The 16,336-nt window shown below is 63.9% G+C and carries 13 protein-coding genes; all 13 read right to left on the bottom strand.

The window, feature by feature from the left end; translation table 11 throughout:
• Positions 1-179: 179 nt before the first annotated feature.
• Positions 180-986 carry a cell division protein FtsQ/DivIB gene (locus ABWI03_RS18030; RefSeq protein WP_019748870.1) on the bottom strand — a complete coding sequence of 269 codons (807 nt, stop codon included), beginning with the start codon at positions 984-986 and terminating at the stop codon, positions 180-182.
• A complete protein-coding gene (gene murC / locus ABWI03_RS18035) occupies positions 983-2,491 on the bottom strand; it encodes a UDP-N-acetylmuramate--L-alanine ligase (protein ID WP_095969886.1) in 1,509 nt (502 codons plus the stop codon). Before murC ends, ABWI03_RS18030 begins: the two co-directional genes overlap by 4 nt.
• Positions 2,488-3,657, bottom strand: a complete 1,170-nt coding sequence (gene murG, locus ABWI03_RS18040) for an undecaprenyldiphospho-muramoylpentapeptide beta-N-acetylglucosaminyltransferase (RefSeq protein ID WP_296554698.1) — start codon at positions 3,655-3,657, stop codon at positions 2,488-2,490. The genes murC and murG overlap by 4 nt, the downstream gene beginning before the upstream one ends.
• Complete coding sequence (gene ftsW, locus ABWI03_RS18045; RefSeq protein ID WP_298773277.1) at positions 3,654-5,132, bottom strand: putative lipid II flippase FtsW; 1,479 nt, start codon at positions 5,130-5,132, stop codon at positions 3,654-3,656. The genes murG and ftsW overlap by 4 nt, the downstream gene beginning before the upstream one ends.
• Positions 5,129-6,652 (bottom strand): UDP-N-acetylmuramoyl-L-alanine--D-glutamate ligase, encoded by a 1,524-nt coding sequence (gene murD, locus ABWI03_RS18050; protein ID WP_298773279.1) that lies wholly within the window; start codon positions 6,650-6,652, stop codon positions 5,129-5,131. Before murD ends, ftsW begins: the two co-directional genes overlap by 4 nt.
• A 5-nt stretch (positions 6,653-6,657) precedes the next feature.
• Positions 6,658-7,740: a phospho-N-acetylmuramoyl-pentapeptide-transferase gene (mraY, locus tag ABWI03_RS18055; protein ID WP_003941699.1), complete on the bottom strand. Its 1,083-nt coding sequence runs from the start codon at positions 7,738-7,740 to the stop codon at positions 6,658-6,660.
• Positions 7,737-9,305 (bottom strand): UDP-N-acetylmuramoyl-tripeptide--D-alanyl-D-alanine ligase, encoded by a 1,569-nt coding sequence (locus tag ABWI03_RS18060; protein ID WP_298773282.1) that lies wholly within the window; start codon positions 9,303-9,305, stop codon positions 7,737-7,739. The genes mraY and ABWI03_RS18060 overlap by 4 nt, the downstream gene beginning before the upstream one ends.
• Positions 9,302-10,936 carry a UDP-N-acetylmuramoyl-L-alanyl-D-glutamate--2,6-diaminopimelate ligase gene (locus ABWI03_RS18065; RefSeq protein WP_124569357.1) on the bottom strand — a complete coding sequence of 545 codons (1,635 nt, stop codon included), beginning with the start codon at positions 10,934-10,936 and terminating at the stop codon, positions 9,302-9,304. Before ABWI03_RS18065 ends, ABWI03_RS18060 begins: the two co-directional genes overlap by 4 nt.
• 202 nt (positions 10,937-11,138) lie before the next feature.
• Positions 11,139-13,013: a peptidoglycan D,D-transpeptidase FtsI family protein gene (locus tag ABWI03_RS18070; RefSeq protein ID WP_095969881.1), complete on the bottom strand. Its 1,875-nt coding sequence runs from the start codon at positions 13,011-13,013 to the stop codon at positions 11,139-11,141.
• Positions 13,010-13,654, bottom strand: a complete 645-nt coding sequence (ftsL, locus tag ABWI03_RS18075; protein WP_095969880.1) for a cell division protein FtsL — start codon at positions 13,652-13,654, stop codon at positions 13,010-13,012. The genes ABWI03_RS18070 and ftsL overlap by 4 nt, the downstream gene beginning before the upstream one ends.
• Positions 13,651-14,664 (bottom strand): 16S rRNA (cytosine(1402)-N(4))-methyltransferase RsmH, encoded by a 1,014-nt coding sequence (gene rsmH, locus ABWI03_RS18080; RefSeq protein WP_007730079.1) that lies wholly within the window; start codon positions 14,662-14,664, stop codon positions 13,651-13,653. Before rsmH ends, ftsL begins: the two co-directional genes overlap by 4 nt.
• A 190-nt stretch (positions 14,665-14,854) precedes the next feature.
• A complete protein-coding gene (gene mraZ / locus ABWI03_RS18085; protein WP_003941779.1) occupies positions 14,855-15,286 on the bottom strand; it encodes a division/cell wall cluster transcriptional repressor MraZ in 432 nt (143 codons plus the stop codon).
• A gap of 595 nt (positions 15,287-15,881) precedes the next feature.
• Complete coding sequence (locus tag ABWI03_RS18090) at positions 15,882-16,328, bottom strand: SCO2097 family morphological protein (RefSeq protein ID WP_003941660.1); 447 nt, start codon at positions 16,326-16,328, stop codon at positions 15,882-15,884.
• Positions 16,329-16,336: the final 8 nt, after the last annotated feature.

Here is a 16,336-nt window from a genome sequence, read left to right on the forward strand (position 1 = left end):
CTGGGTCTTTGTTACTGCTGGTGTTCGAGATAAACTCTAAACCTCAACCACAGGGTTAGAGTTATGTCAAGTATTCGATCTGAAACGAAACGCTATGCACCGTCGTCGCGTTCCGCCATTAGGCGCGCCGGGACACACCGAAGTATTTGCCACGCACCGACGCACGAGTGCACCGCGCGCTATCGGACCGTCGGCAGATCAGGACTGGACACGTCGTACGTCTGCCCCGGCTGAGTCAACAGCGGAAGCGTCACGGCAGCCTTACGATCCGAGTGCTCGACACCGCCCCAGTTTACGACGCGACCGTCGAGCAGGGTCAGCGTGACACTCGAAATCGACCGAGCGGCAACCTCTCCCACCTGAAATCTCAGATCCGGCGGCAACACCGACAACACCTCGAGAGCAGCGAGCGTCGGCTCGTCGTTCCACCCGGGCGTCGGTGTCACCAGACGCGGAACCCCGGGCGGCGGGACGCCCATCTCGAAATCGACACCCTTCTCGTCCAGCAGGTGTGCGCCCTCAGGTGAATCGACGAAGACAACCGGTACCCGCTCGGTGACGGTGACGCGGATGGTCGACGGATACATCCGCTGCACACGAGCAGAGGCCACCTTCGGAATCGTCGCGACACGTGCCGCGGCGGCGCCGGTGTCGACCCGCATCAACGGCTGACCGGTCGGTACGGCCAGGAGCGAAAGGATCTGTTCCTCACTGACGGTCGTCGCACCGAGAACTTCGGTGCCCCGGACCGAGAGCACCGGAGACAACCAGGCCGTCAGCGCGATCCCCACCACCAGCACGATTGCCAGCGGTGCCACGATCAGCGGTCGCTTGAACCACTTACGAGTCGGTGTGGGTTCGGGAGCCGGCTCCGTCGACCGCGTCGAGTATCGCGATTCGGTGCGAGTACTACGCCGACGCGTGCTGGTGGCGCGTCTGGCTTGAGGGTCTCGACGCCCGCGCCGACTTCGTGCGTCGGGTGTCATCGCGGCGCGGGATGCGGCGCCGAACGCAAAGCATCGAGGATCTGTTTGCCGAGCATGGTGACGTCGCCGGCACCCATCGTGATGACGATGTCGCCGGGGTGAGCCAACGCCGCAACCTGCTTCGGCGCCTGCGACAGATCAGGTTGATAGTGAACAGGTTTGGTGACCGATTGAGCGACCAGCGCACCGCTGACGCCCGGCATCGGCTCTTCGCGAGCGCCGTAGACGTCGAGAACCACTACCTCGTCGGCCAAGTCCAGTGCCTGCGCGAACTCCTCGGCAAACGCGGCTGTGCGCGAATAGAGATGAGGTTGGAAGACCACGATCACGCGTCCGGCGGCCGAATTGGTCGACGACGAATCGTCTTCCGGTCGAACCAGATCCGCCGCCGCGCCGAGGACCGCGCGAACTTCGGTCGGATGGTGGGCGTAGTCGTCGAACACCCGGACACCACGCTCGCGGCCGGTGAACTGGAATCGGCGGTGGACGCCGCCGAATCCGGCGAGCCCCTCGACGATTTCCTCCGTCTCGGCGCCGGCGTCACGGGCGGCCAGCAGAGCGGCAAGTGCGTTGAGCGCCATGTGACGACCCGGCACTGCCATCCGCACGGTTCGCGCAGCGCTCTCGCCGGCGAGCTGGAACTGCAGGACTCCCCCGACGTCGTGTGCATGGAAGCCAAGTAGTCGGACTCCGACCTCGACGCCGTCGACAGGCTCGAAGGCAGTGCCCGCCTCCACTTCCTGCGCGTCTGCTGATCCGTAACCGAGTACCCGGATGTCCGAACGACCCGAGGCCACGATTCGCTTCGCGAGGTCTGCAGATCCCGGATCGTCGAGGCAGGCAATCAAGAGTCCGCCCGGACGTAGCTTGTCGACAAAATCGTCGAACACCTTCACGTAGGCTTCGACGCTGCCGAAGTAGTCGAGGTGATCGGCCTCGATGTTGGTCACGACGATCACGTTGGGGTCGTACTGAAGCAGTGACCCGTCGCTCTCGTCCGCCTCGGCGACGAAGACGTCACCACTACCGTGATGGGCGTTCGTTCCCGCCTCGTTGAGTTCGCCACCGACGGCGAAAGACGGGTCGAAACCACAGTGCTGCAGGGCGACCACGAGCATCGAGGTCGTCGACGTCTTGCCGTGTGTACCCGAAACCAGGAACGTGCGATTGCCCTGCATGAGCGAAGCAAGGACAGCCGGTCGAAGAATCACCGGGATTCCGCGGCGAGCGGCCTCGACGAGTTCCGGGTTGTCCTTCGGGATGGCTGCGTGCGTCGTGACGACGACGGTCGGACCACCGGGCAGCAGGTCGAGAGCATCGGCGTCGTGGCCGATCCGAACCTGCGCCCCGCGTGCACGAAGCGCCAGGACTCCTCGGCTCTCCTTCGCGTCCGAACCCGATACCAGGCCCCCGCGGGAAAGCAGAATTCGCGCGATGCCGGACATACCGGCACCGCCGATTCCGACCATGTGTACTCGCTCGAGGTGGGCGGGCAGCGCGGTCATCGGTTTCCCCTTGCGTTTTCCTGGACGGCGTTTTCCTTTGCCGCGATGTCGAGCACTATCCGTGCGATCTCGGTTGCCGCGGTGCGGTGTCCGACATTGGCAGCGCCACTGCTCATCTTGTCGAGGCGCGCGCTGTCGCTCAGCATCGGCACGACAGTACCGGCGACGAACGTCGGCGTGAGCTCGTTGTCGGAGACGATGATCGCGCCGCCCGCTGCGACAACGGGTTTCGCGTTGAGCTCCTGCTCACCATTGCCGTGCGGCAGCGGAACGTAGACGGCCGGAAGCCCGACCGCAGAGACCTCGGCAACCGTCATCGCGCCGGAACGACAAATGGTCGCGTCGGCTGCGGCGTACGCGAGATCCATCCGTGAAAGATAAGGAACAGCCACGTACGGTGCCGTTTCCGAGTACTGCGTGACCTCGAGAGAGTTCTTGGGACCGTGAGCGTGCAGCACCGAGATCCCGGCCTTGGCCAGCTCTTCCGCTGCTCCGGACACCGCGTCGTTGAGCGACTTCGCGCCCTGCGATCCACCGAAGACGAGCAGAACGGGACCGTCCTGCGGCAGTCCGAAGTACTCGCGCGCTTGCGAGCGGAGACCTGCTCGATCGAAATTCGCGATCGACGCCCGCACCGGAATGCCGACGATCTCGGCGTCCTGATCGCCGCGGTTCTTCACACCCGACCCCGGAACGGCAGCAAGCACGCGCGTCGCAAAGCGGGCACCGATCTTGTTCGCGATGCCGGCACTGGCGTTCGCCTCGTGGATGACGATCGGAATCTTGCGGCGGCGCCGAAGAACACCACCACGGGCGGCAAGGTAGGCCGGAAGCGCGACGTAGCCGCCGAAACCGACGATCACGTCAGCGTCGACGGAATCGAGTACCTCGCGCGTCTTGCGCACCGAGGCCAGGATGCGTGTCGGCAGTTTCACCAGATCCATCGTGGGCTTACGGGGAAGCGGAACCGGCGGAATGAGTTCGAGGGTGTACCCGCGAGCAGGAACCAAGGTGGTTTCGAGACCACGCGATGTCCCGAGTGCGGTGATCCTGGTGTCGGGCTGAGCGGCCTTGACCGCGTCCGCGACCGCAAGTGCGGGTTCGATGTGACCAGCCGTGCCTCCCCCTGCCACCACTACCGACAGAGCCGATTTGTTGCCGCTCACCTACGAATTCCTCGCTCTCGAACTTCTCGTGGATCTTGTGCCCTACGTGTCGGCGCCTGCCGACGCTGACCATTCTGCCCTCCCGCGGCGCGCTTCCGTGACCCAGCGGCCGCACCTCGTGTGGAATCCGCGGATGTGCGAGCACCTTGATCTGCCCGCTTGTGTCGATCACCCGTCTCGATCGCGCGCCGGCCGTCGCGTCCGCGTGCCGGTTCGATCTGCCGTGCGGGCTTCGGTCGACGGATCGGCCGACCCCCTGACGGCGGGTGGTACAGCACCGGCTTGGGCAGTCTGAGCAACTTCGAGATCTTGCCGTCCTGCCCGGAGTTCAGAGCGGCAACTGCTTCCGGCTCGTGTCGTGCTGCATTGGCGATGACGCCGAACATGAACAGCGTGATCGCCAGGGACGAACCACCGGCGGAGACCAAGGGCAACTGGAGTCCGGTCACCGGCAGCAGTCCGATGACGTAACCGATGTTGATCATCGCCTGGCCGACGATCCACGTAGTCGCGGTAGCCGACAGGAGGCGCCAGAACGGATCGATGCTGCGCGCTGCGATCCTCAATCCCGTGTACACGAATACGGCGAACAAACCGATCACGACCGCGCAGCCGACAAATCCCAGCTCTTCCCCGATGATCGCGAAGATGAAGTCGTTGTGCGCGTTGGGTAGGTAGTTCCACTTTGCGACGCTCTGACCGAGTCCGCGTCCGAAAAAGCCCCCGTCGGCGAGCGAATACAAAGCCTGCTTGGCCTGATAGTTGTTGCCCTGCAGGTCGTCGCTCTTGTTGAAGAAGGCCTGAACTCGATCGGAACGATAACCAGCCGTCATGGCCAGCACGCCCGCCACGACGACGCCCGTCACTGCTATCGACCCGAAGAGTTTCAGTGGCAGCCCACCGAACCACAGCAGGGCGCCGACGATGATTCCCAATGCGATGGTCGTACTGAGGTTCGGCTGCGCGACGACCAGGGCGAAGACCAGCATCGCAGCGGGCACGAGCGGAATCAGGATCGACTTCACGGATCGGTCGTCCGGCCGCCTCGAGGCCAACAGATGCGCGCCCCAGATCGCCAATGCGACCTTCATGATTTCCGACGGCTGCACCGAGAACCCACCGACGTTGAACCAGCGACGCGCGCCCTGCGCTTCGGTGCCGATGCCCGGAATCAGGACGAGTACCAGCATGATGAGCACGACGACGAACAGCGGAAACGAATACTGCCGGAGCACTCTCGCCGGGATGCGCAGCGCGACGTAGAAGAGCACCGCCCCGAGAATCGCGAAGATCAACTGCTGAGTGAACAGCGAATATGCCGATCCACCGGACACGTACTGCTCGACGCTCGACGCCGAGAGAACCATCACGAGCCCCAAGACGGTCAACATCGTGGCAATCGTCACCACCAGGTGGAACGACGCCAACGGCCGCGCCAACCAGGCACCGATTCGGGTCTTGGGACCCTTGGTCATCGCAAGTTCCCGGCTTCGCCAGGCGAATCGGTGAACGGATCGGGTAATGCTGCTACTGCGGCGGCGAAGCTGTCACCACGATGTCCGTAGCTCGCGAACATGTCCAGCGACGCGGCGGCCGGGGCGAGTACAACTGCATCACCGGGGGACGCCAACTCGGCAGCTTCGACTACCACTGCCGCCATGACGGCATCCGCGTCGGCACCCGACGGCAGCCGGATGGTGAGAGTCGAGTTGCTGCTTGTTTCGCTCACCGCTTCATCGTCCCCCGACAGCACGTGCACCACGGGAACATCGGGCGCGTGTCGCGCCAGCGCGTCCTCGATCACACCGGCATCACGGCCGAGAAGTACAGCGCCGGACAACCGCGGTCCCACTTCGCTCACCAACTGGTCGACGCTTGCTCCCTTGAGCAGACCGCCTGCAACCCAGACGACGCGGTCGTGCGCGAGTATCGACGGTCTGGCTGCGTGCGGGTTGGTGGCCTTGGAATCGTCGATGTACACAACGGATCCGACACGGCCGACCAGGGCGCCGCGGTGTGGGCCGACCTTGTGTGCGGCCAGGCCGCGTTCGACGACGTCTGCTTCGAATCCGAGTGCCCGCGCCAAGGCTGCAGCGGCAAGCGCGTCCATGACGCCTGCCGGGCCGGCCGGATCGATGGAAGCTGCTTCGGCCAAGCGGACGTGATCGCCGAAAGCGTTGTCCACGAGGTGTCCCGCTTCGACACCCAGTTCTCCTTCGCCCGGTTCACCCAATCTGAATCCGGTGACAATGTCTGCCGTTGCGCGAGTTCCCAGTTCGGAAGCGATTGCGTCATCGAGGCCGACCACCGCAACCTTTCCACTCAGCGCCCGCGACTTGGCCTCGGCGTACGCGCTCATTCCGCCGTGCCAGTCGAGGTGGTCCTCGGCGACATTGAGGACCACGCCGGCATCCGGACGCACCGAAGGTGCCCAGTGCAATTGGAACGACGACAGTTCGACAGCGAGGTACTCCACGCGCGGCGACGTTTCGGCGAGTGCGTCGAGAATCGGCAGTCCGATGTTTCCGCAGGCACGGCCGACGACTCCGGAGGCGTCGAGAATCGAGGCCAGCATCGACGTCGTCGTGGTCTTTCCGTTCGTCCCTGTCACGACGAGCCATTTACGGGGCCCGCCGAAGTGTCCGCTGTGGTCGACGCGCCACGAGAACTCGACGTCTCCCCAGATGGGAATCCCGTGACCGGCGGCAGCTGCAAGGATCGGTGCATCCGGCCGAAAGCCAGGACTGGTGACGACGAGCCCGTACTCGGTGATCGAATCCGGGGCATCCTCGATCGAGGTGGTGGTCACCATGTCCGCACCGAGCTCGGCGCAGCGCTGCGCGAAGTCCAAGGTCGAATCGGCCACTGTCACGACAGCACCGAGAGCGACGAGTGGTTCGATGGTCGCTTGACCGGACACCCGCCCACCGGCGACCAGCACTCGCGTACCGCGGAGCCAGGACAGATCGTTCTCGGAATCCGCTGAGCTGGTCATGGTTTTCAGCCTCCGAGCGCTGCGAGGTATTCGCTGTAGAAGAGTGCCAATCCGATAGCCGACGCGATAGCAGCCAGCAACCAGAATCTGATGATCACCGTGGTTTCAGCCCACCCGGCGAGTTCGAAGTGGTGATGGAACGGCGCCATTCGGAAGACCCGCCGTCGGCTGGACCGGAACACCGCTACCTGGATCACCACCGACGCGGCCTCCGCGACGAACAGCGCACCGATGACAACCATCAACAGTTCCGTGCTGGTGGTGATCGACAATCCGGCGAGCATGCCGCCCAGGGCAAGAGAACCGGTGTCGCCCATGAAGATCTTGGCGGGTGCGGCATTCCACCAGAGGAAACCGATGCACGCGCCGGCGCCGGCCGCGCAGAGCACCGCAAGATCGAGGGGATCTCGGACGTCGTAGCAACCCTTGCCGGGGTTGGTCTCACACGAGTAGCGGAACTGCCAGAACGTGATGATGACGTAGGCGCCGAGAACGAAACTCATTGCTCCGGCGGCCAGTCCGTCGAGGCCGTCGGTCAGGTTGACGGCATTGGACCACGCGCTGACCAGTAGGTAGCAGAAGGCGATGAAGACCACGGACCCGAGTGAGACGGTGGCGATGTCGCGAACGTACGACAGATGAACACTGCCCGGAGTCAGCCCGTCGTCACCGCGGAATTGAAGGGCCAAGATTCCGAAGGCAATGGCAGCGACGAACTGGCCGACCAGCTTCGCTGTCTTGTTCAGTCCGAGATTGCGCTGCTTGCGGATCTTGATGAAGTCGTCGAGGAAACCGACTCCACCGAGCGCGGTGGTCAGACCGAGAACGAGTAGGCCGGACGCCGATGGCCCCTCCGCGTTGTCCATGCCGAGACCGATGAGGTGTGAGCCGAGATAGCCGGCCCAGATTCCGGTCAGGATCGCGACGCCACCCATTGTCGGAGTGCCGCGCTTGGCCTGGTGACTGGCTGGACCTTCGGTTCGGATTTCCTGCCCGAAACCTTGTTTCGAGAACGCCTTGATCAGGATCGGCGTGAGCATGATGGAGACCGCCAGCGCGATGCCTGCGGCGAGAAGAATCTGGATCACTGCGAATCCCCGCCGTTCTCGCCATCGCTGTTCTCGTCACCGGTGTTGTCGCTGTCGGCGCTGGGTGTTGCGGCCAGAATCGCTTCGGCGACCGTCCACAGTTCGACCGACTTGGACGCCTTCACCAGGACGAGATCGCCCGGTTCGAGTTCCGCTTCGAGAATGGCGATTGCCGCAGCTGCGTCGGGCACGACGACGGACTCGTCACCCCACGACCCCTCCATCACCGCTCCTTGATGCATCGCACGCGAAGTGCGGCCCGTTCCGACGACGATCAACTTGCTCACATCGAGTCTGACGGCAAGGCGACCGATCGCGTCGTGCTCGACAACCGATTCCGGTCCGAGCTCACCCATCTCACCGAGCACAGCCCAGCTACGGCGCCCGAAGTGCCGATCCGATCGCGCCATGGACACCAACGCTTTGAGGGCGGCGCGCATGGAATCGGGATTGGCGTTGTAACTGTCGTTGACGACGGTGACGCCGTCGGCGCGCTCGGTGACTTCCATCCGCCTCGCGGACGCTGCCCTCGTGCCCTCGAGGACACGTGCGATGTCGGCAACCGTGAGGCCGTTCTCGAGTGCGACGGCCGCAGCGGCAAGAGCATTGCTCACGTGATGTTCGCCGTGAACGGCCAATCGAATACGTGCAGAACCCTCTGAACAGTTCAGCGTGAACGAAGCCCTGGCCTGGTCGTCGACAACCACGTCGGTCGCCCGAACGTCGCAGTCTTCCGACTGACCGACGAATACGATCCGGGCCTTGGTTCGACTCGCCATTGCGGCGACCATGCGATCGTCGGCGTTGAGCACCGCAACTCCACCGTCGGCTGCCGACGGGAGTGCTTCCACCAGTTCACCTTTGGCGACCGCGATCGCTTCACGCGAACCGAACTCACCGAGATGGGCGGTACCCACGTTGAGAACGACGCCGATCTTCGGCGGCGCGATCTTGGTCAGTTCGCCGACGTGACCGACCCCACGGGCCGACATCTCGAGGACGAGGAAGCGGGTCTTCTCGTCGGCGCGGAGCACGGTCCACGGCAGACCCAGTTCGTTGTTGAACGAGCCTGGTGGAGCGACCACCTCGCCGCGCTCGCGAAGCAGCGCCGCAATCAGGTCCTTGGTCGAGGTCTTGCCTGCCGAACCGGTGACACCGACCAGCGTCAGCCCGCCCCCCGAAGCCGACCCCTCCGCCGCCAGTTCGTCGACCACGGCCCTGGCCAGGAGGCCGAGGGCATGCAAGACGGCAGCCCCCGATCCGTCTGTGTCGTGTTCGAGCAACATCACCGCGCTCGGACCGTCGTTCGGTACCGACGGGACAACTATCGCCGGAACCCCGACCGGCCGCGCCGCGAGCACCGCCACAGCACCGGCTGCCACCGCCGCTTCCGCATGATCGTGACCGTCGACGCGTGCGCCGGGGAGTGCGAGGAACAGTCCACCTGGACCAGCCTTGCGCGAATCGAATTCGACGGTTCCTGTCACCTGAGTCGACGGATCGTCGACGTCATGCAGGGTTCCTCCGACGATCTCGGCGATCCGAGAGAGCGTCATCGGGATCATTGCTTGCCTCCATGTGCTGTGTTGATCGCGAATCGGCCGATCATTTCGCCCAACACCTCGCGGTCGTCGAATGGGTGTTTGACCCCGTCGATTTCTTGACCCACTTCGTGGCCTTTGCCTGCGACCAGAACTACGTCGCCTGGCTGCGCCCACCGAACCGCCTGCTCGATCGCGAGCGCCCTGTCCCCCACTTCGCGAACCTCGCCGCGTTCGGATTCGGGAACGTCGACGGCGCCTCGCATCACCGAAGCGCGAATTTTCGCCGGATCCTCGGTGCGCGGGTTGTCGTCGGTGACGATCAGCAGGTCTGCGCCCCTCGCACCAGCTTCGCCCATGAGGGTGCGTTTGCCGGCGTCGCGGTCACCGCCCGCACCGACGACCACAGCCACTCGACCGGGAACCTGATTGCGCAGGGTGGCGATCACGGCTTCGAGCGCTGCCGGTTTGTGGGCGTAGTCGACCACCGCCAAGAAGCTCTGCCCGCGGTCGATCCGCTGGACGCGTCCGGGGACATCCACCGTTCCGAGTGCTCGAACAGCAGCGTCCGGATCGAGTCCGGCCGCGAAGCTGACAGTCAGCGCCAAGGCTGCGTTGGCCACGTTGTATCGACCCGGGAGGCGAAGCGAGACGGGCCACGATTGTCCGTCCGGCCCGACCAATTCGAAGGTCTGCGAGCCGTCCTCGGCAACCTCGACTGCGCCGACCTTCCACTCGGCCTCGGCCGTCGAGGTCGAGACCGTGGTCACCGCATCGCTCTCGTCGGTCGCGGCCAGCTCAGCCATCCGTCGACCCCAGACGTCGTCGACACAGACGACGGCATGCTCGGCTCGCACCGTCGACTCGGGATCGAACAACCGAGCCTTGGCCTGGAAGTACTCCTCGAAGTCCCGATGGAAGTCCAGGTGATCCTGCGAAAGATTGGTGAACGCGCCGATGTCGAAGCGGATGCCGTCGACGCGTCCGAGAGCTAGCGCGTGACTGGACACCTCCATGACGACGGTATCGATCCCCTGCTCTGCCATCACGGCGAACAGAGCATGGAGTTGCGGAGCTTCCGGAGTGGTCAGAGCGCTGGGCACCCGACGGCCGTCGATCCGAGTCTCGATGGTGCCAACCAGCCCCGGCTTGCGGCCGGCTCCGGCAATCGCCGCTTCGAGCAAGTACGACGTCGTGGTCTTGCCGGATGTGCCGGTAATGCCGACGACCTGCATCTTCTCCGAGGGCCGTCCGTAGATCTCCGCTGAGATCTCACCGAGCACATCCCGCGGGTTCGGATGAACGAGAACCGGGACGGACCGGTCGGGCGCCTTGTCAGCGGCCTCGATCAATTCGAGGCCGGCCTCGTCGGTCAAGATCGCGGTCGCACCACGCCCCAGAGCGTCGACGGCGAACTGAGCGCCGTGGGTCCTTGCGCCGGGCAGAGCGGCGAAGAGGTCATCGCTCACGATTCCCTGCGCACGCAGGTCCACGCCCTTGACGACGACCTCGGACGACTGTGATCCCGGTTGCCCGACCCATTCGAGGCGAGCCCCGGACAGTTCGGAGAGCGCCGTGATCGCGGTAGCAACCGGTTGTGTCGGACGCGTCCCGGGAGCGCCGTCCGAGTTCGACGATTGCAAACGATTCGGCACTGTCACTCGACTCCTGGCAATTGTCGTTGTTCTACGGCTGTCGTTGTTCTAAGGCTGTCGTAGGTCTATGGCTGTCATAGGTCTATGGCGGTCGCAGCGCAAGCAAAGTTCCGCGCACTGCGATGAATGAGGTTACTGCGACGTTTGAGATTACCGTGTCCGGGATTCACCCGAAGACCGTGTCGAAACCGACACACCGCAATCAGTCCGCCTGCAACACCAACTTGCGACCGGGGTCCGGCGACATCGGGACACTGTCACGCTGGAGCATCCACGACGCGATGTTGTGGAACAGCGGTGCTGCCGATTGACCGCCGCCGCCGTCCACGCCGCGAACCGGTGCGTCGAGCATGATTCCGATCACGAATCGAGGATTGTCCGCAGGCGCGATTCCCGCGAAGGTGATCCAGTAGTTGGAGTTGGAGTAGCACTTGCATGCCGGATCCACCTGCTGCGCGGTACCGGTCTTTCCGCTGACCTGGTATCCCTCGACGCCCGCGGCAACACCGGTTCCTCGTTGGTTGCCGGTGTCTTCCTGAGTGACCGATCGGAACATGTCCCGAACCGTCGCCGCTGTCTGGGCGCTGACCACCTCGACGCCCTCGGGCTGCGGCGTCTCGGTCCGAGTGCCGGAAGAATCGACAGTCGACTTCACGATCCGCGGAGGAATTCGCACGCCGTCGTTGGCAATGGCCTGGTACATCCCGGTCATCTGCAGGGTTGTCATCGAAAGACCCTGCCCGATCGGCAAGTTCGCGAAGGTTCCGCCGGACCACTGGTCACGACTCGGAACGCTGCCCGCGCTCTCGCCGGGAAGCCCGACGTCGGTGCGTTGACCGAGGCCGAACCTGTTCAGCATGTCTGCGTAGCGATCCTCGCCCACTCGCTGAGCGAGCATCAAGGTGCCGACGTTCGAGGACTTTCCGAACACACCGGTAGAGGTGTACGGAGCCACACCGTGATCCCACGCGTCCTTGACTGTGGCACCGGACATCGTGATGCTGCCCGGGACCTGCAGAACTTCGTCCGGAGTTGTCTTACCGTCCTCGATGGCCGCTGCCGCGGTGACGATCTTGTTCACCGATCCGGGCTCGAACGGCGTACTGACCGACGGATTGCCCATTTCGGCTGTCGGCGCGTTCTTGTCGATGCCGATCGCGGGGTTGAAGGTGCTGTCGTTGGACATGGCCAACACCTGTCCCGTCTTGGAGTCCATGACCACCACCGAAGCGTTCTTTGCGCCCGACTTGTCCTTGGCGATCTGGACCTGCTGCTGAACGTAGAACTGGAGGTCCGAATCGATGGTCAGCTCGACGCCCGAACCGTTGACTGCCGGTTGCTTGTCACGCCAGCTACCGGGGATCACAGCGCCGTCGGAACCGCGGTCGTACGTTTCGGATCCATCGGTTCCGGCGAGCGTGGAGTCCATCGAATCCTCGAGGCCGAGCAAACCGTGCCCGTCCCAGCCGGTCGCGCCGACGAGATTCGCAGCCAGGGAGCCACCGGGGTACTCGCGGATGTCCTGTCGCTCCAGGCCGACCTCCCGGAACTTGTCCGAGATCTCGGCAGCAACTGCCGGATCCACGCTGCGTGCGAGGTACGTGAACGTCTCGTTGCTGTTCATCTTCTGAAGCAGATCTTTTTCCGGAACGGTATCGCCGAGCTTGGCGTGGATTCCGGCGGCGATCTCAGCGAGGCGATCGCTCACTTCCGGGGCCTGCTTGTCACCCTCGGCACCCTGCTCGATGCTCTTGGCGCGCGCTTCCTCGAGTTCCTTGCGTACCCGCACCGGCTGGAAGGTCAGCGCCTTGGCTTCCATCGTGAATGCGAGAGGGTTTCCGTTGCGATCGGTAATCGAGCCGCGTACGGCAGGATCGACCTGCGTCGTGGTTCGTTGATTGGCAGATTCCGCAGCCAGGCTCGGCGCGTCGATTCCCTGAATCCACAAGAGCTGCAATGCCGCAACGGCGAGCGCACCACACATGGTGATGCGACCGACTCGCTGACGAAACGGGAAGGAAGCGGTAGCCGCGCGGCGCGGACGCCGACCGGGGTTGTTACGGGAGTTCTGACTCACCGACGTTCCTCAGGCGGAGCAGGCACCGCCGTCGTGGTGGCGGGTGCTGTCGTCGTGGGGATCACAGGAACCAATTGTTCACTCTGCGCGAGGTTTCGCGTGTTATTCGGAACGCTCGGCGTGGCTCCCGGAACAACGGGTGTCGTTGTGCGCGGAGGCGTCGCGGTCGGTGCGGGCACCGATGTGGGCGCATCGAGCGGCGGCATCGCTCCGGCAGTCGCGGGAGTCGGCGTTCCGACGACCTCGACCGAACCATCGGGATGAACTACCAGGCGTGCAGGGTCCTTGGCGGGGACCATGCCGAGAGCGCTTGCCTGATTTGCCAACTCCGGAGCCGAGTTACGCGACTGGAAGTCGCGTTCGAGCGCTGCTTTCTGCTCGACCAGAGACTGGTTGTATGCACGCGCGTCGCTCAGTTGGTAGGAATCCTCGGCAGCGCGGGTGGTCAGCAGCAGAGTCACCGCGAGACCGATGGACAGAAGTCCGATAACGGAGGCCACGAACGGTACTCGCCCCTTGAGCATCGCCCGAGGAGAGATAGACGGGCCGGCAGCAGCGACAGTTCCGGTCCGGCCTGCCGCCCGTGCGGTGCGCTTGTCGTATGCGCGTTGCGCTGCACCCGATTTGCCCTGACGACTCATGCCCGCCTCCTGGAAATGCGTTCTGCGGCACGCAAACGCACCGGAGCTGACCGTGGGTTCTCTTCGATTTCCTGCTCTGACGCACGTTCTGCGCCACGGGTGAGAATGCGGAACTCCGGCCCCATACCCGGCAACTCGACCGGTAGACCTTCGGGGCTGGTGGACTTCGAGCGGGGAACCAACTCCGCCTTCACAACTCGATCCTCGAGCGACTGGTAGGACATGAACACCACTCGCCCACCGACTGCCAGTGCGTCGAGTCCGGCAGGAACGGCGGCACGAAGCGAATCCAACTCGGCATTGACTTCGATCCGCAGCGCTTGGAAGGTGCGCTTGGCCGGGTGTCCACCCGTACGCCGTGTGGCTGCCGGGATTGTTCGGTACAGCAATTCGACCAGAGCTGCACTGGTGGTGAACGGTTCACGCTCACGCTGCCGAAGGATCTCGGACGCAATCTTTCCGGCGAACCGCTCTTCCCCGTACGTGCTCAGAATGCGAGCAAGGTCGCCGTGACTGTAGGTGTTCAGGACCTCTGCCGCGGTCAGCCCGACCGTCTGATCCATCCGCATGTCGAGCGGAGCGTCGATCGAGTACGCAAAACCTCGGTCGGCTTCGTCCAACTGCATCGACGACACACCCAGATCGAAAAGGATCGCGTGAACCGACTCCGTCGACGGCAGGCCGGCCTGTTCCAGCGCGTCCTCGATCCCGTCGTACGTGGTGTGCACGAACGTCGTTCGGTCCGCGAACGGCGCCAGACGCTCGGAAGCGATACGGAGTGCGTTGGTGTCGCGATCGAGACCGATGAGGTGAAGGCCGGGGTACTTGCCGAGGAAGAATTCGGAGTGGCCACCGAGCCCCAACGTCGCATCGATCATGTATGCGCCTGCGCCACCGTCGCCAACGGCTGTAATGGCAGGACCGAGAAGATCGTCGGCGCGATGCAGAAGTACGGGGACGTGCGCGAAGCCATCGGCATCCGAGGGTTCGTTCACCTCGTGATCCACCATGATTGCTCCGGCTCCTACTTTCATGATTTCCGATGACTTTTCGAAAAGGTGCTGACTTTCCGAGAAGGCGATGACTGTTCGAGAAGGAGAATGCTTCGAGGTCCCTGCCCGAAGGAGAACCTGGCGCTGGGGAAGTGCGTCAGGGTCTTTCCGGGCAGAGGCCTCGCGGCATTCGCCGGGGGCTCTTCGCCTAGACGATCTCGCTGAGAGATTCGCCTGTTGCCTGCGAATAGTCCTCTTCGTTGTCTCCGAGATACCTCTCCCAGGCTGCTAGATCCCAGATCTCGAGGTAATCGACGGAGCCGGTCACTACGCATTCCTTGGACAGGTTTGCGTAACGCCGATGATCAGCCGAGAGGGTGATTCGCCCCTGGGCATCGGCGTGCTGTTCATCTGTGCCGGCGGCCAGGGCACGTACATACGCCCGAGCTGCCGGATCATTGCGTGGAGCTGCCGCTGCCTTTCGAGCAAGCTTGACGAACTCGTCCCGGGGGTAGATGGCGAGGCTGTGATCCTGACTCTTGGTGATCATCAATCCTCCTGCCAGTTCGTCTCGGAACTTTGCCGGCAACGTGAGCCGACCTTTGTCGTCGAGCTTCGGCGTGAAGGTACCGAGGAACACTCGACACCTCCTGCGAGCTTGCGCTGAAACCCTCCCTATCGAGCGGATCGTGCTTCAGCTCTCCGCCCGAACCCACAGTACCCCACTTTCCCCCACAAACAAGGAGCACATGGTCCCTATTCAGCATCATTTGCTGACAAATAGCAGGTCAGCGCAGGTGGGGAGACGTGGGGGAAATTTGTAACCGTGTCCCGGCCCACACCGCCGTCATATCGGCCCCGCACGCCACGATTTGTCGCTCCCCCAGGCAAAATCGCAGTACAAGCGCGGTTTTCGAATAGACGTGAGCGGGACGATGTCTCGTCGCGCGTCGCAGTTCGACCAGGGTGGAGGAAAGTGGAGGGCCGAGTGGAGCGAAGTGGAGGAAGCCTGCGGGAACGGCTGGAGGCGGCCGGGGTGGCGAGTGATTCGCTCGCGCGTCACTGATTCACTGGATGGATTGCCGGCACACACGTACAACACCCACAACAACGGCGTGTGGCGGTCGGCAACCTTGGTTGCCGACCGCCACACGTGTGGTCGTCCGTGCCCCTACACAGGGCGTCATGTCCGAACTGCATCACTCTCGAAGTACGCCCGACCAAGGGCGGGAGAGCTAGTCCTGCTCGAACCTGCGTTTGAATCGATCTTCCATCCGCGACGAGAATCCGCCGCCGGACTTGCGGCCGCGTCCCCGCCCGGATCCGCCGGCACTACCCCTACCCGGCGGACCGGAGGGATGATTGCCACCCTCGGAAGCGGAGTCGGCAGCCGGCGCGGACTTACGTCCACCACCCCAGAGGAACAACACCCCTGCGCCGAACATGAACAAGAAACCGAACAGGCTGATGATCGGAAAACCGCCCGGCTTGAGCGGGAGGGCAACCCCCGCGATCAGCAGGACCAGACCCAGCACGAATAGAGCCGCTGCTTGGAACCGCCGTCTACTCGACGGCGCCCGCATACGGCCGCCCCTCACATTGGAGGCGAACTTGGGGTCTTCGGCATAGAGAGCGCTCTCGATCTGATCGAGCATGCGCTGCTCGTGCTCGGAGAGTGGCACGGTACCTC

Source organism: Rhodococcus baikonurensis (assembly GCF_040489275.1).
Classification (GTDB): Bacteria; Actinomycetota; Actinomycetes; order Mycobacteriales; family Mycobacteriaceae; genus Rhodococcus_F; species Rhodococcus_F baikonurensis.